This is a genomic window from Endozoicomonas sp. SESOKO2, from assembly GCF_024606245.1.
Taxonomy (GTDB): Bacteria; Pseudomonadota; Gammaproteobacteria; order Pseudomonadales; family Endozoicomonadaceae; genus Endozoicomonas_A.
The window spans coordinates 19,566-42,166 of record NZ_JAHHPQ010000005.1 but is presented as its reverse complement, the minus strand read 5'-3'; the positions used below and the strand labels follow the sequence as shown (position 1 = coordinate 42,166).

At 41.0% G+C, this 22,601-nt stretch carries 20 protein-coding genes and 1 pseudogene; 1 reads left to right on the top strand and 20 read right to left on the bottom strand.

What is annotated here, in order from left to right; genetic code table 11:
- Positions 1-137 precede the first annotated feature (137 nt).
- The 19 genes and pseudogenes from KDK17_RS00210 to KDK17_RS19410 form a co-directional block, all read right to left on the bottom strand.
- A pseudogene (locus KDK17_RS00210) lies at positions 138-266 on the bottom strand (transposase family protein); the annotation flags it as partial.
- A gap of 346 nt (positions 267-612) precedes the next feature.
- Positions 613-1,515: an NAD(P)-dependent oxidoreductase gene (locus tag KDK17_RS00205; RefSeq protein ID WP_257287076.1), complete on the bottom strand. Its 903-nt coding sequence runs from the start codon at positions 1,513-1,515 to the stop codon at positions 613-615.
- Positions 1,515-2,282: a DUF1698 domain-containing protein gene (locus KDK17_RS00200; RefSeq protein WP_257287075.1), complete on the bottom strand. Its 768-nt coding sequence runs from the start codon at positions 2,280-2,282 to the stop codon at positions 1,515-1,517. The genes KDK17_RS00205 and KDK17_RS00200 overlap by 1 nt, the downstream gene beginning before the upstream one ends.
- Before the next feature lie 14 nt (positions 2,283-2,296).
- A complete protein-coding gene (locus KDK17_RS00195) occupies positions 2,297-3,523 on the bottom strand; it encodes a class I SAM-dependent methyltransferase (protein ID WP_257287074.1) in 1,227 nt (408 codons plus the stop codon).
- Positions 3,520-4,083 carry a dTDP-4-dehydrorhamnose 3,5-epimerase family protein gene (locus KDK17_RS00190; protein ID WP_257287077.1) on the bottom strand — a complete coding sequence of 188 codons (564 nt, stop codon included), beginning with the start codon at positions 4,081-4,083 and terminating at the stop codon, positions 3,520-3,522. The genes KDK17_RS00195 and KDK17_RS00190 overlap by 4 nt, the downstream gene beginning before the upstream one ends.
- Entirely contained in the window at positions 4,070-5,155 is a 1,086-nt protein-coding gene (rfbG, locus tag KDK17_RS00185) for a CDP-glucose 4,6-dehydratase (protein WP_257287073.1), read from the bottom strand. Before rfbG ends, KDK17_RS00190 begins: the two co-directional genes overlap by 14 nt.
- Entirely contained in the window at positions 5,146-5,919 is a 774-nt protein-coding gene (rfbF, locus tag KDK17_RS00180) for a glucose-1-phosphate cytidylyltransferase (protein ID WP_257287072.1), read from the bottom strand. The genes rfbG and rfbF overlap by 10 nt, the downstream gene beginning before the upstream one ends.
- A gap of 6 nt (positions 5,920-5,925) precedes the next feature.
- Positions 5,926-8,877 carry a glycosyltransferase gene (locus tag KDK17_RS00175; protein WP_257287071.1) on the bottom strand — a complete coding sequence of 984 codons (2,952 nt, stop codon included), beginning with the start codon at positions 8,875-8,877 and terminating at the stop codon, positions 5,926-5,928.
- 186 nt (positions 8,878-9,063) lie between these two features.
- Positions 9,064-10,320, bottom strand: a complete 1,257-nt coding sequence (locus tag KDK17_RS00170) for a hypothetical protein (RefSeq protein WP_257287070.1) — start codon at positions 10,318-10,320, stop codon at positions 9,064-9,066.
- Position 10,321: 1 nt separating this feature from the next.
- The gene (locus tag KDK17_RS00165) at positions 10,322-11,713 is read right to left on the bottom strand and encodes an ABC transporter ATP-binding protein (protein WP_257287069.1); all 1,392 of its coding nucleotides are present in this window, start codon (positions 11,711-11,713) and stop codon (positions 10,322-10,324) included.
- Positions 11,703-12,464 carry an ABC transporter permease gene (locus tag KDK17_RS00160; protein ID WP_257287068.1) on the bottom strand — a complete coding sequence of 254 codons (762 nt, stop codon included), beginning with the start codon at positions 12,462-12,464 and terminating at the stop codon, positions 11,703-11,705. The genes KDK17_RS00165 and KDK17_RS00160 overlap by 11 nt, the downstream gene beginning before the upstream one ends.
- An 81-nt stretch (positions 12,465-12,545) precedes the next feature.
- Positions 12,546-13,235 carry a TylF/MycF family methyltransferase gene (locus tag KDK17_RS00155; RefSeq protein ID WP_257287067.1) on the bottom strand — a complete coding sequence of 230 codons (690 nt, stop codon included), beginning with the start codon at positions 13,233-13,235 and terminating at the stop codon, positions 12,546-12,548.
- Positions 13,236-13,299: 64 nt separating this feature from the next.
- On the bottom strand, positions 13,300-13,848 hold the full coding sequence (gene rfbC, locus KDK17_RS00150; protein WP_257287066.1) for a dTDP-4-dehydrorhamnose 3,5-epimerase: 549 nt from the start codon (positions 13,846-13,848) through the stop codon (positions 13,300-13,302).
- Positions 13,835-14,725 carry a glucose-1-phosphate thymidylyltransferase RfbA gene (rfbA, locus tag KDK17_RS00145; RefSeq protein ID WP_257287065.1) on the bottom strand — a complete coding sequence of 297 codons (891 nt, stop codon included), beginning with the start codon at positions 14,723-14,725 and terminating at the stop codon, positions 13,835-13,837. Before rfbA ends, rfbC begins: the two co-directional genes overlap by 14 nt.
- A complete protein-coding gene (rfbD, locus tag KDK17_RS00140) occupies positions 14,722-15,621 on the bottom strand; it encodes a dTDP-4-dehydrorhamnose reductase (protein ID WP_257287064.1) in 900 nt (299 codons plus the stop codon). The genes rfbA and rfbD overlap by 4 nt, the downstream gene beginning before the upstream one ends.
- Complete coding sequence (gene rfbB / locus KDK17_RS00135) at positions 15,618-16,685, bottom strand: dTDP-glucose 4,6-dehydratase (protein ID WP_257287063.1); 1,068 nt, start codon at positions 16,683-16,685, stop codon at positions 15,618-15,620. Before rfbB ends, rfbD begins: the two co-directional genes overlap by 4 nt.
- Positions 16,686-16,688: 3 nt before the next feature.
- Entirely contained in the window at positions 16,689-17,762 is a 1,074-nt protein-coding gene (locus tag KDK17_RS00130; protein WP_257287062.1) for a glycosyltransferase, read from the bottom strand.
- A gap of 648 nt (positions 17,763-18,410) precedes the next feature.
- Complete coding sequence (locus KDK17_RS00125; protein ID WP_257287061.1) at positions 18,411-19,214, bottom strand: class I SAM-dependent methyltransferase; 804 nt, start codon at positions 19,212-19,214, stop codon at positions 18,411-18,413.
- Between the two features lie 297 nt (positions 19,215-19,511).
- Complete coding sequence (locus tag KDK17_RS19410) at positions 19,512-19,643, bottom strand: transposase family protein (protein ID WP_373691543.1); 132 nt, start codon at positions 19,641-19,643, stop codon at positions 19,512-19,514.
- 875 nt (positions 19,644-20,518) lie between these two features.
- On the opposite strand from KDK17_RS19410, the gene KDK17_RS00120 reads away from it, so the two are divergent.
- Positions 20,519-21,163: an NAD(P)H-binding protein gene (locus tag KDK17_RS00120; protein ID WP_257287060.1), complete on the top strand. Its 645-nt coding sequence runs from the start codon at positions 20,519-20,521 to the stop codon at positions 21,161-21,163.
- Here KDK17_RS00120 and hutI read toward each other — a convergent pair.
- Positions 21,160-22,425, bottom strand: a complete 1,266-nt coding sequence (gene hutI / locus KDK17_RS00115) for an imidazolonepropionase (protein ID WP_257287059.1) — start codon at positions 22,423-22,425, stop codon at positions 21,160-21,162. The genes KDK17_RS00120 and hutI overlap by 4 nt on opposite strands.
- Between the last annotated feature and the right edge of the window lie 176 nt (positions 22,426-22,601).

Below are 22,601 nucleotides of genomic sequence, written 5' to 3'. Positions count from 1 at the left end.
GATGTGTCACTCTGCCATTGGTTCAGCTTCTCCAAAGAGAAGTGATGATCGAAGGTCTTTTCAAGCTTACCCTGATTGCCTTTGACCGCCAGCATCCAGTCAATTAAACACTTCTGGGCTGATGGTACTCACTCACCCCAGTCTTCTGCGCCGACAATGACAGCACAGATGGACAGAAAAAGGATGTCTGTTAGCTTGTGGCCGACTTTCCAAGCTTGGCGTTCACTGATAATAGGGAGTTGTGAGATCAAATTGTGAGCATTCATACTGAGGCCTTATCCTGATTTAAAGGTATAAGACCATAGAAGTATTAAGAAGAAAATAAATATAAGCTACGGGTCAATAGTTTCAGGGGTTTTTATGATTTTTCCCTGGTGTTAGACCGGAAATATTGCTGACAGATGAGTGGATCAGTGAAGGGGATAACGACTTTATGGAGCGCGTTGATAAACGACTTATGAGTTTTGTTAACAAGGCAGGTTTTGGTTATGGCTACTCATCAGAAAACACTGGCTGAACGAATATGCTCCCGCAGACTTAATATTCATATTCAGCAAGGAAAAATAAGATAATTAAATGTCAATATTGTCAGTTAGAATTTGTATCGATTGATTATGAAAATTGCAGCTTCCACCAATCAATTGTTTCTTTTATCCTTTGTTGAAACGTTTCGGAAGGTTGCCACCCTAATTCATCGTTAAGTCTGCGTGTATCGGCTATAAGAAGGGGTGGCTCTGTCGGTGAATTTGGCACTTTTCCAAACTGAATTAAATCTAGGCGGTCTAAAGAAGTACCTATATTGATGACCATTTCCCTAACTGATATTCCTCTTCCAGATGCAATATTGATAGGGCCTTGTAGATCAGATGTTGTTAGAGTGACAAGAGCTGAGGCTACGTCTGCGACATGTAAAAAATCACGCACCTGGTTACCCTGGCTACATGCGGCAATTTGACCCCTTAATAGTGAAAGTGTAACTGATGAGATAAGCCTTGCCGGGTGCTCGTGGGGTCCAAAAATGAAAAAAATACGCCCCCAAGCAGTACTTATCGCTGTCTCATGGCTGTAAGAACTCAATATATCTTGTAATGCATTCTTACACGTTCCGTAGAGGGTGCCTGGATTTAGTGGTGTAATATCTTCTGAGCACCAACCAAAACGCCAGTCGTATTCGGCGCAGGTACCCGTTATTACTACACGATGGCCACCATGTTCAGCAAAAGCCTGCAAAAGCTCAAGACTGGCACTAAGCCATTGTAGGTTCTCGGGTGTGGACCAAAACACATTTGGTTCTGCATTCCAAGCGAGGTGTAAAAGATAACTTGGTCGTACCAAACGAATGAGCCTTACTGCAGACCCTTTCTCAAGCAAATTGCACTTATGCCAAAAAATTTCATTATCTTCTCGTTCTTGACGTGTAGCAGCATGTATTTCAAAACTAGAGTCCTTTAGCAGTTTCAGACAGTAGCGACCTATGAAACCTGTAGCACCTGTTATGAGTATTTTTTTACTCATTACTTTTTAGTGGCGATAGCAGTGAACTCTGGGCCATGAATATGATTTTCGCTACCAGATAAAATCTCTAACGTAAAGCCCAGAGAATCGAAGAGGCTGAACCAGCTCTCTAAATCCATCCAATAGGTATATGTGTTACCACCTCCGCAAAAACGAGGTATGTTGAGTGCCTTTGAATAGTTGTGTTTGTAGACAGTGCCTGTATAACCCTTGAAATTCATTATCTCCGCAACGTAAGAGAATCTATCACCATAAATAGACCTCACCTCACTCTCTTTAAAATAGTGAGACCATATACCAATTTTTTGTGTTTTATTAGATATTTTTACTATTGTTTCAATGGGGTTCTTACAGTGATATATGACACCACATGCTAAAACCAGGTCATACATATTACAGTCATTTAAGTATTGGTCAAAATCCCCTAACATGTAAGACACGTTGTTCATTCCAAGTATTTCTTTGACAATTAAACATTTAAGATAAGCTCTGCTGTTTGCCTCAATTGCAGTAACGCTTCTTGCTTTTAACTTTTTTGTTAGCATGTGTGAGTGTCCACCTTCCAATGGTCCTAATTCCAGAATATTGGCATTAGTCAAACCGCCTACTTTGTTACAAATAAGATCAATTCTGGCATCGTTAAAAAGATCAGCAGTGCCATTACTTTTTATATCTCCGGGTATTATGCTTGACCATTCCCCATGAAATATATCTATCGCATTTTGTGATTTAGGATATGTCATGAAATACTCATCAAGTATTGACATGTTACTTACCTTAACTAATAAATTGTTAATCGTGGTATGGCTGTAACAAATTGACAACCCCAGTTATGCACATAAGAGAGTTGGTGCATTATTTCTGAGCGTAAATTCCAAGGCAGTATAATGATGTAATCAGGCTTAACATGATTTAAAACATCCTCTTCAACTATTGGTATGCGACTACCTGGCATGTATTTTCGCTGTTTATTGGGGTTGCGATCGACAACAAATGGCAATAAGTCCTTTCGAACACCAGCATAATTTAACAGTGTATTTCCCTTAGCTGCTGCACCATATGCTGCAACCGATTTGTTTTCACTCTTAGCCTTGATTAGAAATGATAAAAATTCATGTTTTACTCGGTCTGTTGTTTTTTGAAAATCCTGATAGAACTTCTTGTTATTTATCCCATGTTCATTTTCTATTGTTAGCAAGGAATTAACATTGTCAGAAATTGATTCAACACCTGTGTCTGAGCGTTGCACGAATACTCTCAGGCTACCGCCATGAGTAGATAATTCTTCAACATCAAAAATAGTAAGGCCTGATCGTGTAAATATTTTTCTTACTGTGGTTAGGGTCAAGTATGAAAAGTGCTCATGGTAAATAGTATCAAACTGGTTATAATTCACCAGTTTTAAAAAGTGAGGAAACTCAAATGTAGCCACACCCTTAGGTTTTAGTAAAGATGTAAAACCTGTAATGAAATCGTTAATATCCGGCACATGAGCAAGAACGTTGTTTGCCACGGTTAAATCAGCTTGTATCCCCTTTTGAACAAGTTCATTTGCCAGCCTGATTCCAAAGAATTCTTCAATAACTGGAATACCTCTTTTTCTAGCAGCATCGGCGGTGCTCGCTGTCGGCTCTATTCCGGTACAGGGTATCCCAGCCTCTTTAACATACTGCAACAGATAACCATCATTGGCTGCCACCTCAACAACATGGCTATCACTATTTAAACGGAAGCGATCAATCATGTCATGCACATACTGCTTTGAATGCACTAACCAGCTGTCAGAAAAACTACTGAAATAAGCATATTCTGTGTCAAACAAGTCCTCAGCATCTGTAAAGTCCTCTGTCTGTACAAGCCAACATTTTTCGCACACTAAAACACGCAACGGAAACCATTTTTCAGGCCCCTCTATGCTTACATTCGTCAAATAAGCGTTTGAGGGAGGTGAGCTACCCAAATCAACCAGTGATAAGACAAGGTCGGAGTTACAATGCCGACATTTCAAAGTTTTACACCTTTAAACTGACTATCATCCAGCATGGGATGGCCAGAATCTCTGGTCGACATGGACTCAACATTATACGGCCAGTCAATTGCCAGTTTTTTGTCCAGCGGATTGAGGCCACCCTCTGATTTTGGCTGATACAATGCTGTGTGAAGATAAAGCAATTCGCAATTTTCTGATAATGTTTGAAAACCGTGGGCAAATCCATCAGGGATGACAAGTGATTTCAGATTTCTCTCACTCAAAACTTCCCCATGCCATTTCAGAAATGTAGGAGAACCCATTCGAACATCGACAGCAACATCAAAAACCTCTCCTCGAATACAGCTAATAAATTTTGTTTCAGCGTTTGGTGGGTATTGAAAGTGCATCCCACGTACGGTGTATCTGGATTTCGTTAGAGTATGATTTATTTGCGCGATGAATTTACCAGATAGCACTGTCATTAATTCCTCAGAGCAGAAAAACCTCTCAAAATAGCCTCTTCCATCCTCTAGCAGTTTCCTTTGCAGAACCTTCAAGCCATCAATTTCGACAGAATGTATTTCAAAACGCGGCATCATCATGGCGTGCCAAACTGGCTTCATAGGTTTGAATCTGCTGCAAGCTTGCCCTATGCATGTTTTGGTTATTCTTCCAGGCAAGGTACCAGTCAGATGTCATATCGAGGGCTTGTGTCAAATTCCAACGAGGGTACCACTTAAGCTTTGATTTTGCCTTGGAAGTATCAAGTTTGAGCACTGCTGCTTCATGGGGTTGAAGAGTAGTGTCATATACCCAGCTCGTATCCGGATATTTGCGACCTAAATAATCAACTATCCAGGATACAGAGCGAGCGTCGTCTTCATCAGGCCCAAAATTCCAGCCTTCAGCCATGTCCTGACAATCATTATAGAGGGCTTCAGCAAGTACGATGTAGCCACAAAGGGGCTCAAGCACGTGCTGCCAGGGTCGTATTGAGTATGGCGAACGAACAGTCAATCTATGACCAGCCTCAAAGGCTCTAAAAAAATCAGGAATCAGCCTGTCAATTGCCCAATCTCCACCACCAATCACGTTGCCGGCTCTTGCGCTTGCGACTTGAATACCTTGTTGATGAAAAAAAGATCGCCGATAAGCTGCGGTCAAAAGTTCAGAACAAGCTTTGCTACTGGAATAGGGATCAAAACCACCCATAGGCTCATTTTCTCTGTAGGGCCAGACCCACTCCCTGTTTTCGTAACACTTATCTGAAGTAACATTGACAATCGCTTTTACGCTCCCGGCCTTGCGAACTGCTTGAAATAAATTGACAGTGCCAAGTACATTCACGCTATATGTTTCTACCGGATCAATGTAAGACTGTCGAACAATAGGCTGTGATGCCAGATGAAAAATTATTTCTGGTTTTATACTGCAAACCGATGTTGTCAATTTTTCTGCATTACGCAAATCACCAATTTCATGTCTTGTCAAGTAATTTTCTAGTTTTGTTGCGTAGAAAAAGTTTGGTTTCGTAGGTGGTTTTAGAGCATAGCCGTATATTTTTGCACCCATTTCCGATAACCAAAGCGTTAACCACCCACCTTTAAATCCTGTATGACCTGTTAAAAAGACTCTTTTACCAGACCAGAATGACCTGTTCACTGCCATACCTTCCAGGGTGCTTTGCCTGAAACCCAGAGATCCTCTAGCAGTTTTTTTTCGCGAAGAGTATCCATTGGCTGCCAAAAACCTGAGTGAACATATGACATAAGCTCACCGTCAGCAGCCAAAGTCTTTAAAGGCTCTTCCTCCCATGTTGTTTGATCGCCATGAATGTAATCAAGACATTTGGGGGACAAAATGAAAAAACCACCATTTATTGTGCAACCATCGCCTCTAGGTTTTTCTGAAAAGCCGCACACACAAGAACCTACCGTTTGAAGAGCTCCAAAACGTCCGGGCGGCTGGACAGCAGCAACTGTTGCCAATTTACCATGGGATTGATGAAATGAAATTTCCTTGGCTATATCAATGTCTGAAAGTCCATCGCCGTATGTAAAACAAAAACTCTCCTCTCTGATAACATGTTCTGCTATTCGCTTTAATCTACCCCCGGTAAGTGTTTTTTCTCCAGTATCTACAAGTGTTACCAGCCAAGACTCTGCATTTTGCCTGTGTACTTTCATCTGATTAGATTTCATGTCGAAAGTAACGTCTGACATGTGTAGAAAATAGTTGGCAAAATATTCCTTGATTAAATATCCTTTATAGCCACAGCAAATTACGAACTCATTAACACCATGCGCAGAATATATTTTCATTATGTGCCATAAGATAGGTTTCCCACCAATTCTGATCATTGGTTTTGGTTTTAAATTGGTTTCTTCGGAAATACGAGTACCAAAACCACCGGCAAGTATCACGGCTTTCATATGAAATCACACATATGGTTGCATTTGATTCAAGGAAGGATTGTAATAAGGATCAAATTTAAACTCTTCGCCCCAATCTTCTAAAAAAGTCAAGATTTCTGAATTTTTAACTGAACGCCCACCCTCCTTGGATACTCCTTCATAGTGGTAAAGTTCTACGTTTGCCAGATAAACAGATCTATAGCCTAGCTTAGAAGCTCTCAAACAGTAATCCACATCATTGTAATTTAATGGGTACCGATTACTGTAACCGCCTAAAATATTGAAAAGCTTTTTTGGAGTAATTGAACAAGCACCAGTGACAGCCGAATAATTTCGATTTACTGCAGCACCTAAAGCATAACCTTGTGAATTTACAGGCCACTTATAATAAGCATGACCAGGCACCCCACCTAACAAAACTACCCCAGCATGTTGTATTGTATTGTCAGGAAACAATAATTTAGGACCAACGACTCCAACGCCATCTCGTTGCACCATGCCTAGCATTAAGGTTAACCAATTAGAAGAGATTACTCTTATATCATCATTCATAATGACCAGATATTTACCATCAGCAGCAGCAGATCCTTGATTGATTTTTTGAGCTAAACTAAGTTGCTCTGATTGATAATGCGATAGTTTTATGTTTCTAAAGTTTTTAAGCCAAACTAGCTGTGAATTATCAAGATTACCGTTATGCACAATAATTATTTCATAATTTTTATATTCTGTAAGCCTAAAGATACTTTCGCAAACAGCATTTATGTGTTTTTCATAACAACCATTTATTTTTATCTCACCATTAGCTGTCGGAATTATAATTGAAACCAGAGACTCTTCTTTTGGGTAGAAGTCAATATTAAAATGACCTTTAAACTCCGAATCATTTATACTAAAATTATCTTTTTTTTCATTTAAATGATTTTCGATTGCTTTTCTTGCTCTACCAATGCTTTCTGGTTTGGCGTCAATTGTTTCAGCAGTTGAGTTTTCCCAAACTCTCCAATGATAGAGTACCATTGGAATGTGCACTATGTTCATACTTTGGTTTATAACACGTAGTACTAACTCATAGTCTTGTGCACCATCGAACTCAGAATTATAACCTCCAAGATCTTTTACTAGTGATGTTCTAAACATACTCATATGGCAGGTATACATCATTGATAGAATGTATTCAGGGGACCAGTCAGGTTTGAAAAAAGGTCCATAATTTTTTTTCCCATTTCTTGTTATTTTATCTTCATCCGAATAAATGTAATCAACATTAGGATTACGATCTATAGAAATTACAGCATGATAAAGAGCATCAGGATGTAAAGTATCATCGTGATCTAGGACTGTGAAAAATTGTCCTGAAACATGTTTAAGCGCTGTATTATTAGCAGTTGAAATATTTCCATTCTCGGGACGAATGATAACTTTTATTCTTGAATCATTCTTTTGAAAATGTCTAATTATTTTAGTAATTTTCTTGTTTTCTGAGCAGTCGTCTACAAGTATTAGCTCCCAGTTTTTATAAGACTGATTTAAGATAGAATCTATTGATTGTTTTAGCATTTTCAGAGGCGTTTTGTAAATACAGATAATCACTGATATTAACATATTGCATTTAAAATCCGGATTCTGGAGCTTATATAACGGGCCTGCAACGCCTTCATGCGTTTTTTGAAACGGTTCGCGTAGAGCACCCGTTGTTGAATAAAGTGATTTTATGTTGTTCGCTCGATAAATTATTCCATCGAGTCCCGCGTCACAATAGGTTACGTATATTTTCTCCATCAAATTAGTAATACCATATGTGGATATCAGAGATTGAAGAAAATTAAATTTTTTAATATATGATCTGACGATTCTTCCAAAAAATCTATATGGCTTAGTAACTTTCCAACTCGATGAATTAGCATATTCATTGGTTTTAGCTTCCCACTCATAGATCGCTTCCTGCAACTCTGCGATTCTAGCATTACCCTGATAGATATCTTTCTGTAATTTTCCGATTCTAGTATTACCCTGATAGGTCTCTTCATGCAATTCTACGATTCTAGCATTACCCTGATAGATCTCTTCCTGTAATTCTGCGATTCTAGCATTACCCTGATAGATCTCTTCCTGTAATTCTGCGACTCTATCATTACCCTGATAGATCTCTTCCTGTAGTGTCGCAATCTTAGAATCTGATGATATATTCCACTTGTTGTTTGATTGACATGGAGGATCAATGAAATTTCCGTCTAAGGAAAAATGACCTTTTTTTACATTTTCAATCTTACCTGCAACTCGCTGTTTACCAAGTATATTTCTATTTTTTTGGCGTTTTTTTACAATGCACATCGAATTAATAAATTCAACAGAATGTATACAAGAAAGACTAAGTTCTGGAATTTCACAATTATATTCATTAAGAATATTATCAAGAGTTTTTGTGGGTTTGGAAACGATTCCCCAATGTTCAAAATTTATTACATCAGCTAGAGCTTTGAAAAAGGAAATGGACGAATATGGATGAAATAATCCTCCCCCGTACTCTTTCCAGTAACTACAATGAAGATCCTCAACCACATAGATACCATTGTCAGCTACATTTTTAAAGTAGTTGACGAATGATTTTATAATATCATCTGAGTTATGGCTTCCATCATCAATTATAATATTGAATTTTTGGCATATATTTGAAATCGTATGGATTGTATTCTTATCGGTTACATCGCCAATTACTATTTGTATCTTTCCATTATTGTATTTAAGTGATGAACAAGTTTGGTCGATATCACAACCGATTATCTTTTTAGCATTAGAGAAGTACTTGGCCCATATTTCTAATGAACCACCATTTTGTACTCCTATTTCTAAGAGATTTATCCTTTTGGTTCGATAAGGTTTAAAAATCTCTTCATACTTTTCTAAATATAAAGACCACTTGTCTGAAGCAAAGCCTTTATGATTTTCAAATATCTTAGTATATTTAGCAACCATACAATAATGTAATCCTGAAACAATGATGAATGAAGCTTTAGTTTAATCTATATATTCAAATTTTAATCAAAAGACATTGGATTTAATATCTGAAATACACCATCAAACTTTCTTAAAATAGGCAGAAAAAATTTTTAATTTATAAGCAACCACTCATCATGCATTCCAAAAGTTGAAATTAAGTCATCATTGTATTTTATAACACTCCTCAACATAACCTTCACGTAACCAGCTTTTTAATCTGTAAAGGGCATGTAGATTTTTGATGTTCTTTGCGAAGTTGTGGACAGTTCGAGGTGAAAAAACCTCATGATTAATACTGAGAAAATAGTCTTTCGTTATCCGCTTTGTTTCTTCAAGATAGCCAAATACGAGATTATCAGATATTTCAGGAAGTGAGTCTTGACTGATAGTGACAGCCACGCTTTTCGATGGAGCATTGTAAAATTCCCAATAAGGTAAAACTCTGACACCCTTACCTGTATAAGGTTCTCCATATAGTGTTACCTTGTCTTCACCCAAGGCATGAATGAGGTAGTGACCAATGAAAGTACACGTGATTGGTAGGTCAAATATAGTATATGACTTACATCCGAAGCGGTACGCATACATTGCAGTCAGACCAAGGCCTCCACCTATTTCTGCTACGGCATCTTTTGACGGATTTATGCTATTTATTCGCATTGCCATGTATAGTGCATTTAAATGCCGATAATGAAAGATACCTTTCCGTGTCGAAATACCGTCGGTATGTATGATGCCTAGAGGAGGAGCTATATTTATTCGCAATTCCAGCTCAATTTCGTTAATCATAGTATCAATATCAGTAGTCAAATTCTCACCCCAAGGACCTGACTCTGGATTCTCCAGGCTCAACACACCAATTGATTCAGCTAAGCAAACCAGTTTGTCCAGATACGTTAGAGCTATTTGATCTGGATTTAAATTGCAGTTATATCCGTCAATAGATGTGGATATTCCGCCAAACCATGAATAATTTTTCCCAAAACCCATTAAGTGGTAGGCGACACTCTCAGCACTTCCTTTTTCCATTATTTTGATCGTTTCAGACAACTCTGATCTGAGCAAAGCAGTCCAAAGATCTTCGCCTTCACTTTGCACTTGAGCGTTTGCTGCATTGTTCTGTGCCAAGTGGTAGGCAGCCAATAAACGCTCTGCTACACGTACCCTGTTCTCTTTCATTTCGGGTCCGTGCGAGACTAACTTAACGGAGAAATTTGAGGATTTAACGGGATGAGCCATTAAACGCTCGGTAGCAAAATCATTTTCGTGAGTAAACAGTCCAGGTGAACGTGAACGAGCTATTAAAATCTGCAGATTATTCAATTCATTATCTTTATCTCTAAGATTTTCCCGAAGCATTCTAACATTTTCAACATAACTTTTAATTTTCGGGATCTTTAATAACAGTACTTTCGCCATATTAACCATTCTTTCTTTCCAGAATGATTTGCTTGAAACGAATGCCAACAAGCCCCCACCTCACTTCACTCGATGAAACAGTCACGATCAGAGCATCGTTGATCCAATGATGATGTACATGGTCATATAAAGTACCATCTGAAAAAGCAACATTGACAGAGTATTCACCGTTTGGAAGCATCGGCATAATAAAATCAAATTGAGCTGTAACGCAATCTCCTGCCTGCAAATTCATCGGACTGGTTGTACTTATTGGTAGAGTATTTTCACCAAACAGTTCCTGACCTAGGCGATCCCGCCAAATAAAACCAATTATAGGCTTATCAATTGGCTTGTTAGCAACAGCTACTATATTTAATCTGATTTTCTCTCCTCCCATGAATAGATTTGATCGTTCATTCTTAGTGTTTAAGTTCTCTATAAATACTTCGATAATTTTTCCGTTACCGGTTTGCCAGCCGCTTGCCGTATCTATTCGATTTTCTACCTGATTCTTTGTTTTATAATTACATGCAAACAATAATTCATCATCTTGACTTAATTGACTCCTTTGATTCTGAACTCCATTTTTTCTGATTTTGTTAAGTTTATATTTATCCCCATAACTACCTTGAAGCGTATGATGTAGATAATCTTCTGTAACAGATTTTGATGTACCCAAAGCCTTAATTTCACCACTTGATAACCAGATTGCTTGTTCACATAAATTTTGAATAGTTGCTGTGTCATGGCTAACAAAAATCAATGTTCCTTCTTTTTGAAATTTTCTAATAAATCGCATACATTTCTGGGTGAATAATGCATCACCTACGGCTAAAGCTTCATCTATTATTAGAATTTCAGCGTCTACGTGGGCAATAACAGCAAAAGCCAAACGTACATACATGCCACTGGAGTATATTTTAACCTGCTGGTCAATAAAGTCACCAATCTCAGCAAAACTCTCAATTTCATTAAAACGCTCATCAATTTCTTTCTTTGTCAATCCCAGGATTGAACCATTCATGTAAACATTTTCTCGCCCGGTAAACTCAGGATTAAAGCCTGAGCCTAATTCCAATAACGCAGCAACCCGCCCACTTGTTTCTACAGATCCAAATGACGGACTCAAGGTGCCACAGATTATTTGTAGTAATGTTGATTTACCTGCCCCATTACTGCCAATAATTCCAATGGTTTTACCCTTTTCTACTTCGAAAGATATATCTTTTAACGCCCAGAATTCATTATGATATTTCTTAGGTTGCAGGCCAATCCTTCTCTGAAGTCGCGGCATAACAGATTGCTTTAGGCGATCCTCAGGGCGGCCATATATATGATAAACTTTACTTAGGTTCGAAACTCGAATTGCAGCATCACTATATTTTAATTGTCGGTTTGCATTAGATAACATCGGCAAATCCCTTCCGTGTTTTTTGAAAACACCAAAAACCTAGCCAGCAGAGTACAATGCTAATCAAAATGTAAACAGCTTGTCCCATCCAATTTGGCGACTTACCAAAAATGATAACATCTCTGGTTTGTTCAATAGGAAAAGTCAGCGGATTAAGATGCATGATCAGTTGGTAAGGCTCAGGTAGGGCTGTTATCGGATAAAACACAGGGGCAAGAAATAGTAGCATGGTAGTGACAATCCCGATCATTTGCCCAATATCACGCAGATAAACCCCAAGTGAAGCTATTATCCAGCTTATGCCAAGTGTTATTGGCAATAAGGGGAACAAAGTGATCGGTGCGTAGACAGTCGTCAAAGTTGGTATCCCGTTTAGCAAAGCAAATGCTATAAGTAGCACGACAATACTGATCAAAGCATGGAATAACGAAGCACCAAGACTGACGATTGACAGTATCTCAAGAGGGAAAACAACTTTTTTTACGTAATTTGCATTACTTAAAATAAGTGATGGTGCCCGATTAAGAACCTCAGCAAACAAAGAGTGGATGATTAAACCGACGAATAGAATTAGCGCGAAATTAGCTGTATTGTCAGCCCCCTGAATACCCCAGCGTGCCTTGAAAACAACTGAAAAGACAAAAGTATACACAGCGAGCATCATCAGTGGATTGAAAAAAGACCAGGCTAAGCCAAAGATTGACCCTCTGTAACGCCCAACGACTTCGCGGATAACCATTTCCTTAATCAAGTACCGATGCTGCCAGAGTGTACTGGTAAGGAAAAACAGTGAAGTAGGAAGCGCTTTGTGAGGGTTCATAAGTCTATCAATCTAGGTTTTGATCAGCAGCCCCTGACCCGTTGGGAGCGAAGCAACATAAACTCCTTTCTCTTCAGAAAAATTATCGATAGCATATTTTTGATGGTGGTAACCATGATAAGCATAATCGTCAAGTAAAACCAAGGCACCTGTAAGCAGCTTATTCCATAGATAATTTAATGCTTCCACCTCGGGGGTTGCGCAATTTAAATCAATATGAACAAAAGCAATTTTATCAGTCGTAATTTCAGATAGAGTATCGGGTATTGACCCTTCAATGATACGAGCGTTTTTCCACTCAGAAAAATTTTCTTTTATCAATCTGGAAGAAGTAACGTAAAAACCTTCTTTTATCCGTTTGTTATTCTTATCAAGAATACCATCCTTTAACTCAGCTTCTGATACGTATCTTTCGTCTAGTCCATTGAATGTATCCAATAGGTAAAAAATTTTATTATGCTGGTCCCATTCTAAGTCGTACATAATAGATGAACTAAGAAATCCTGCATTTACACCGCACTCTACAAAATCTCCATCTAGTTTTATTGCAGACCTGGCAGCCCACAAGCCTATATGAACACGCCAATGCCAACAGTAATCTTGACCGGTTGCGGCGATCCCTCTCTCATAAGCATTTATGAATGAGGGATCCTCTAAGAAATCGCAATTATGAATACTTTTTAATCCATCTTGATCATACATTTAAATTTAACTCTCTTTCATCAGGCAACTACGATGCTGAATTCGGTAGATGATGCATGAGGGTTCATTCAAATATCTTTTTAGTATCTTTCAATTGATTTGCTTTAAGATCTTTTTTCGATACGATTGGTGACAGGCATGGCCACTCAATACCGATTGAAACATCATTCCAGCGAATAGAATGCTCATATTCCGGTGCGTAGTCATCCGTCGTTTTATAGAGGAACTCAGCCACCTCTGAGAGCGTTAAAAATCCATGGGCAAAACCTGCCGGAATCCAAAGCTGTTTTTTATTTTCAGCCGATAATTTCTCGCCAACCCATTGCCCAAATGTAGGTGATGACTGGCGTATATCAACGGCAACATCAAACACTTCGCCTCGGACGACACGAACCAGCTTTCCCTGTGCTTTGGGTGGTAACTGGTAATGCAGCCCTCGCAATACACCCTGATTGGATTTTGAGTGGTTGTCTTGCACAAAGGATACGCTGCAACCAACCGAATCTTCAAAACGCTGCTGATTGAAACTTTCGAAGAAAAAGCCGCGCTCATCCTCAAATACCCTCGGTTCTATGACCTTAACCTCTGGCAATCGGGTATCAGTTACTTTCATCGTCAACCTCCCGAATGACTTGCATCAAATATTTACCGTAGCCATTTTTCAGCATGGGTTGGGCAAGCGCTTCCAACTGTTTCTGGTCTATCCAGTTGTGACGAAAGGCGATCTCTTCAGGACAGGCTATTTTTAATTCCTGCCGATGTTCAATGGTTTGCACAAATTGATGGGCTTCAATCAGGCTTTCGTGGGTGCCTGCGTCAAGCCAGGCAAATCCCCGGCTCATGCGTTCCAGCGAAAGCTGATCTTTCTCAAGGTAGATGTTATTCAGGTCGGTAATCTCAAGCTCACCACGGTCAGATGGCCTGATCTTTTTGGCATAGTCGGGAGCATTTTCGTCGTAGAAATACAACCCGGTAACTGCATAGTTTGATTTAGGGTTTACTGGCTTTTCTTCCAGGCTTATGACCTTGCCGGCCTTATCAAATTCAGCGACACCGTATCGCTCAGGGTCGTTGACATGGTATGCAAAAACGGTTGCACCATCCTCGCGCTGATCGGCCGATGCCAGCTTTTCATCCATTGAATGGCCATAGAAAATATTATCGCCGAGAATCAATACCGATGGTGAGCCATCAAGAAATGCTTCACCAATAATCATTGCCTGGGCTATACCATCAGGTGATGGCTGTAGGGCATACTCAATATTTATTCCCCATTGGCTGCCATCACCTAACAGCTCTCTGAAACGAGGTGCATCCTGTGGTGTCGAAATGACAAGCACTTCTCGGATATCTGCAAGCATCAAGGTTGATAGCGGGTAGTAGACCATGGGCTTATCAAACACCGGCAATAGTTGTTTGGAAACCACTTGTGTGACCGGGTAAAGGCGTGTGCCATTGCCCCCAGCGAGAATAATGCCTTTTCGCCTCATGCTCTTTTGTAGCTCTTGATGATGTCTTCTGCAGCCATAAAAAAGTCATTCTGCCAGTGCGGTAAAGTAAACGGTAGATGACGCTCAAGTTTGCTGGTATCCAGCCGTGAATTGGCAGGTCGCTTTGCGGGTGTGGGGTAATCGGTGGTTTTAATGGGCTGTAGACTGCTTTCACCAGCGGTCAGTCGGAGCTGTGCCTCTTCGGCAAACTGAAGCAGTGTTTTTGCTATACCGTACCATGTTGTCTTTCCATGGGGAGCAAGGTGGTATAACCGCACCGGCCAATGCCTGGTAGTGGCTATCGCTTCGATTGCAATTATGGTTACCCGGGCGATTAATGCTGGTGAGGTTGGCACGCCAAACCGATCATTAATGATACTTAAAGAGTCTTTCTCGGTGGCCAGACGAAGAATGGTTTTGGCAAAGTTATTGCCATCCTTCCCGATCACCCAGGTGGTGCGAAAGATAAGGTGATAACAGCCACTGCCAGCAATGATCTGTTCACCTGCAAGCTTTGATTCGCCATAGATATTAATCGGCCCTGGCGAATCTGCTTCTGTATAGGACCGAGTTTTACAGCCATCAAAAACATAATCTGTTGAATAATAGATCAGCCAGATATCATGCTTGGCCGCTTCCTTCGCCAGAATGCCCGTAGCCTTCGCATTAACCTTGAAGGCTATATTGCGTTCACGTTCTGCCTGGTCGACAGCAGAATACGCAGCGGCATTGACTATTACATGGGGCTTGAAGTTGTGAATGACCTCTATCACTGAATACTGGTCGGTGATGTCCAATTCGGCATGACTACACGCCATGACTTCTCCCAGAGCAGGTAAGGTGCGGCTCAATTCAAGCCCCAATTGCCCATTGGCACCAAGAAGTAATATTTTCACGCGTACTGCCTCTCGAACCACTGGTGATAGTCACCGCTGATAACTTGTTCAACCCATTCCTGATTATCCAGGTACCACTCGTCTGTTTTTTGAATGCTCGTTGTAAAGGTCTTGGCCGGACGCCAACCGAGTTCGGTTACGATCTTGCTTGCATCAATAGCGTAGTGCCTGTCGTGACCTGGGCGATCTTCCACGAAGGTGATTGAGTCATGATAGCTGGTGATAGATGCGTTCCCGCTAACAGGATGCAGCTCATTGAGGATGTCACAAAGCAAGCGAACTACTTCAATATTGGCTTTTTCATTTAGGCCGCCAATATTGTAGACCTCGCCACAGCTGCCTTCATCCAATACCACCCGGATAGCTCTGCAGTGGTCACCCACATAGAGCCAGTCACGGATTTGTAAGCCATCGCCGTAGATTGGTAATGGCTTATGTGCCATGGCATTATGAGTGACCAGTGGTATCAATTTTTCGGGAAATTGATAGGGGCCATAGTTATTAGAGCAGTTGGTTGTCAGTGCTGGTAAATCGTAGGTGTGATAATAAGCACGTACCAAATGATCGGAAGAGGCTTTGCTGGCACTGTATGGGTTATTTGACTGGAAACCTTCTGTCACCGCGGACGCAGCAGAGTCTGCGTCTAATGAACCATACACTTCATCAGTTGAGACATGCAGAAAGCGAAAGTTACGTTTATCTTTGTCGCTAAGTTTGCTGTAGTACCGCCGCGAGGGTTCCAGCAGTCTGAAAGTACCGATAACGTTGGTTTGCAGGAACGCTTCTGGCTCGTGAATGGACCTATCCACGTGAGACTCTGCCGCAAAATTGATCACCGCCTTAGGTTTGTAGATGCGCAGTAACCTATCGATCAGAATGCTGTCGCCAATATCGCCATTCACAAAAATATGGCGTTCATCTTCTTCAACTTCAGAGAAGTTATTAAGATTGCCGACGTAGGTCAGCTTATCAAGACTGATGACGGTTTCATCCATTTCCGAAAGCCAATCAATGACAAAATTGGCACCAATAAAGCCAGCACTGCCTGTTACTAGTATCGTCATAGCCTAGACCTTATTAATAATGACACCCAAGAGCAGGCCGAGGTTGCCGAACAGTGTCTGACGGTAAATGCCTGAGCGACAAAACAAGAAGAAACGTTTAATAAAATTTGAGCGGCGGGCCATTATAATATTGTCCAGATAATTTTGATTCTCCTGTGTGAGTAGCGATCTGTGTTTAACGAGCGCAGAAAGATTAATGTCATTCCAGCTGCGGAATCTTCCTTGTAACAAACCCAGGACTCGAATGAATCGAGCTTTCCAGCCCTTGTTTGCGCCAATCAGGTTATTTGCGTGCTGACGGTATCTCAGGCAAGGTTCCTGGTCATAAATAACAATGCCACCAGCACCTGAAATGATCTGGTAACACCACCAGTCGTGGGAAACGACTTCTGTGTTTGATGATGATTCAACGATAAGATCCCGCGCCGCCTTATTGAATACCATCGTATTGCCACTGCCAATTGACTGCACAAGGGCATTTGTAAAAGACGGTGGTTTACTAAATAACGGCGAAATACCTTTGACAACGTTACAGGTTTCGTCGGTTACAAGGGTGCGTGCACAATAAAGTGCAGGTTTATCTTCGGGGTACTGTTCCAGACTATCTAGAGCCTTTTCAAGTTTGTCAGAGTGCCAAACATCATCCTGATCACTAAAAGCAAAATACCTGAACGGCTCATCAACGTAGCTTAGAGCATTTAAGAAATTGTTAGCGAACCCGATATTCGCCGCCCTGATCCCGATGCTGACTTTCTTTAGGTAATGCCGATGATACCCAAGTGATTCCGAGCACAGCCCGGTGTCAGAACCGTCATCAGAGATGAAAATGTGAGAGGGGGGGTGAGTTTGGTTAAAAATCGAATGTAGCTGTTCCCAAAGGTATAACTCACCGTTGTAGTAACCTAGAATTACGGCTAGCTGTCTGTCGCTAATATTCCTCCGATCAGCTCCACTACGCTGGTGCTCGGAAGCGTATGCAACGCCACGCTGGACAAACTGTTTCGGCACAGTGTGGTAATCGTCACCGTTAGTATCGCGCCACAAAACCTGAGTAGCAGGGGGAGTTGTTGAAAACATAAACTTTCCACTCCATCGCTATCGCTAGACCTAGTGTAGTGCCTTGAAATTCTTAGTGCCTAACATTTTCAAACCAATCATTCATTATCATTAAACCCTAAGAAAATAATGATGACTGACTGTGAGAATTGCTCCAAAAATTAAATTAAGCACACAGAAAGAACAATAGATAAAAATTCCATCGACGTCTGATAAGGATCCAACCCGCACAGCTCAATAATTAAAAAATCGTACTCCTGACTGTAGAAGATAAAACCAATCTTCAGATTGCTGAGGCTTGGAATGTTGTCGAAATCAAGTTAGCCGCTGTCACAGATATTATGCAACTGGTGCCAGGGAAAAATCATGAAACCTCACATCCAACAAGGACTTCAGACAGGTATTGTGTGCTCATAGCTGCCTTTTTCAATTTACGCTTCAAGCCTACCTTAAAGAAAGGTTTTGGTATTGTTCAATACACCAACCGCCATATGCCGAAAACCTGTTAGCATTTCAGCGGCATTGCCCATTCTGATCCGACAATCTTTCTTGGGTGTACTGGCGACTTTTTTTCCCAGTTTTATAGGCACGTGGTCACCGTTTCAGTTGGATTTGAGTGTCCACTAAAACGGAGGAGATTCAGGTCGCAACTTGAGCGCCTTGTTAGCCCTAATTATTTCTAACGACCCATACTTCTTGTTCTAGATTATATTCCTTTGGGTCGGTAATATGCCTGAGAACAGAGTGCCCCTTAAGCAATCTTTCTTTTATAAAAAGGTGCGAGTGATAAGTGGTAAAATGCTTTTTTCCTTCTTTGATTTTGTCTCTGACAACCAGTGCCCCAGAGTTATATCGCGCTTTTTCACTTAGTGTCAGTCTCCTTGAACACAAGTCGCCATGTGTAGTAAATATAAGTATACCGTTAGGTTTTATTACTCTAAAAAGCTCACTTAACCATGCATAATGCTTTTCTTCGGAAAGATGGGTGAAAATCGAAATTGCATACGCACAATTAAAATACTCTGACTCATAAGGTAGCGGAGGCGAAAGTTCATTTTTTACAAACTTGATATGATTTATGTGGTTTTTACACCATTCTACAGAATTTTTGTTGTAGTCTGTTCCATATAACCCAACTTTATCAAATCCTTCAATACTCGAAAGGTGACGAATGACTCTAGCGGGTCCACAACCCCATTCACATATTTTAATATTCTTTTCATTAACGTATTCTTTTACTAAATCAGAAATAAGCTTTGAATGAATAATACCCATGTTGTAATAAGCATTCCAGTTAGTATGATTATATGCGTCGTATGCGAGATGATGCGGTGGCGTCACAAAGTCAGGGTGTGAACTACAAAATTGCTTATTAATATTTTTAGTTTCAAATATGCTTTTAATTAACAATATATAGTCAACAACTTGTAGAAGATAGGCTTTGCGTAGTAATACTGCGATAATTTTCTTCATACTACTCACGAAATATCCTTTGTGCTTGGCTAACGCTTAATTCAACCGCTAGGGAGAAATCATTGGCGTCTATGATTATGAGGCGGCCGCAGATTTCCAGAAGACCAAGTCATTCAGGTATGAGGTAATCTCGTTACATTTACCATTAATTTTAATTTGGCCAAGAACCAATTCGTTTGCAGTCGCAAATGCACTTACCATGTGATTTGCACCTTTGTCCTTGCCTTTATCGTAAGATCCTCTTGCTGTTTTTTTGTCAATTGCAATGATTTCACCATTGGTTGTCTGGTGACAGGCTTACATCCACTCAATAAAGCATTTCTGGGATTGCTTTGGATTAATAGAAGCAACTACTCTGGAAATTGTATGATGTGAAGGAAATCCGTATTCAAACTCACCATATGCTGAAGTGCGTCGTACACGACAGATAGCCTATTCATTAAATCAAATGCATTTGTTTTCAGTGCATCTAAATGTTTCTTATATAAGACAATGAATGTATATATTTCTCTATAGGTAGGTACCCCTACGGCCTCTGAGCCCAATGGCTTCCAGTGCTTTCATGATTTTTCCCTAACCACAGCATGAAGTAATAAATTGCTCATCACTTCAAGAGAAACGAGTGGATCGAAAAACTTAAAACCTCAAGGTAAGGCTACCGCCCGTCCAATTTTTTTCGAAATTTCCAGCTGATCATCTATTGGCAAAAACACCATTTCCTCTCACACAGAGAGAAAATATACGACTATCAACATAAAAATTTAGAAAACGTCTTTTTTTGGCAACAGACAAATCACATAACTTGAATCAGAAAAGTTCATGTTCAAGCATGCAGAATTATAAAAAACCTAAGCTCTATAAGCCTTAACAATATAGAGTGGTCAGCTTTCTGCACTATCGCTAACCCGCTTGGAATGACAGTCTAGCAAAGCTTTTTAAATTTACATGTAAGGTGTCGAATTTTTTTTTACACTTCGACTTCGTGATTTGCTGAATCAGGTTCTCAGTCCTTTATCTCTAATGCCCGAGTAAATGCTATCCTGCCAATGACAACTGACTCGCGCTTGGAGGTATAAATTGCACAGTCACTGTCGTCTTGGTCAGCATTGATGGCGACTAAAGAAGAGTATCGGTATATACCAGTGATATTTCCGACAAGCCCAGATACAACGGCATTTTTAATTGCTGACAAGTGTCGTGCGATTTTGTGACTTGCGAGTAGCTTTTCTTGCATTAGTTTGATCGCGATTGTACTAAATAACCACGGTCTGCTAACCGGAATGTGGTTATTGCGGAGAAAATCCATGCCCAAAACAGCCGTAATCATCGGTGCCACAGGTTTGGTAGGTGCCACATTGCTGAACCAGCTTCTGAAGTCATCAGACATCGAAAAGGTAGTAGCACTGACGCGAAAAGGCCTGCAGCAAAAGTCCGATAAACTAGAGAATCATGTCATTGATTTTGAAAATCTGGCTCAGCACAGGGAACTCATTAAAGGGGATCTGTTCTTTTCTTGCCTCGGAACGACAAGAAAGCAGGCAGGTTCTCTCGCTGCTCAGCGGCACATAGATTTTGACTATCAATTGGAAGCTGCAAAGCTGGCTGCCGGGAATATGATCCCTCACTATCTGCTGGTCAGTTCCAGCGGAGCGAATGCACAAAGTGTATCGCCCTATTTGAAGATGAAAGGTGAGTTGGAACAGGCATTACAACGGCTTCCTTTCCAGAGAGTCAGTATTTTCCAGCCATCATTGTTGTTGGGGCAGAGAAAAGAAAGTCGCTTTGGTGAAGGGCTTGCCGCAAAGATCCTGCCCTTGCTCTGCAAACTGCCTGGTTTGCAAAAGTTCAGGCCTGTTCACGATTGGGAAGTGGCAGAGAAAATGTTGAAAGTCACCAAAGAGGCTGGCGAAGGCGTTTCTATTTACACACTGGATGAGATTTTTCATTAATCTATCTGTTGGCTGATATCAGTGATCTGCCCATCAATGACTCGCTGCTGCAAAGGACAGTGACCCAGTTGATAAGCCAGCTCATTGGGGTGATCAATATCCCATAGGCAAAAATCTGCCACTTTATCTTCTTCCAGGCTGCCGTAGTGATCGGCAATACCCAGAGCACGAGCAGCATTGATAGTGACGCCCGCCAGAGCTTCTGCGGGTGTCAGCTGAAAAAAGATACAACCCATATTCATCATCATTCTTATTGAGGCCAGGGGTGACGTCCCCGGGTTGGTATCTGTGGCCAGCGCGATAGGGACACGGTACTGTCTTAGCAGTTCAACCGGGGGGGCGGTCCGGGAACGCATGAAGTAATAAGATCCGGGAAGCAATACCGCAATCGATCCGGATTTGGCCATATCGGCGATACCCTGCTCAGAGACATATTGCAGGTGATCGCAGGATAGGGCATTCATATGTGCCGCCAGAGACGCTCCCCCGTTTTCATTGAACTGTTCGGTATGGCATTTTGTCGGTAGACCATGGTCTATTGCTGACTGAAAAATCCTTGCTTTGTGAGTCATGCTAAACGCAATATTTTCACAATGAACATCAACGGCTTCTGCGAGTTTTCTTTCCGCCAGTTCCGGAATCAGTTGTTGGCAGATCATGTCAACATATTCATCGGTTCTGCCCGCAAACTCCGGAGGCAATGCGCTGGCCACCAGCAATGTAGTGATAATTTTTACGGAGTGGCGATTGTGCAACTCTTTGGCGACTTCCAGCATTTTGATTTCATCTGCCAAGTTCAGACCATAGCCTGATTTAATCTCAATCAGTGTAACGCCTTCAGCGGTTAATGCCTTGATGCGAGGAAGAGCCGATTTGATCAGTTGTTCCTTGGAGCGTACCCGGGTGGCCCTGGCTGTTGCAAGAATACCGCCACCCTGTGCGGCAATCTGTTCATTGGGCACACCTTTCAGTCTTAATTCAAATTCCTGAGCTCTGTGGCCGCCGAATATAAGATGGGTATGGCAGTCGATGAGGCCGGGGGTCAGCCAACCATTATGGCCGTCGATCACATCATAGGGCAGCCGCGTAGCGGTGACATCAGACATGGGTTCGATGCGGGCGATTTTTCCATTGTGAATACCCAGGGCACAACCGTGTCTTGAGCCGTAAGGATCTGACATGGCGGGATCAAAAGTCGCCAGGTTGACGTTAATCCAGACTTGGTCGCACTTTTTCAGTGGGATCATACGACACGTTGCCATGGGTTGAACTCAGACAGTTGGCCCCAGGTTGAAGCCAGTATCGAGATGCCGACAGTTCATTAAGACTGCATATCGGTCATAAGAATAGCCAGATAATCTCAATACGAAAGGAAATCTGAAGTTGAGTGGATAGCTAAAATGGGTGACTGAAAGGTGAGGATTAATCCATCTGGCTA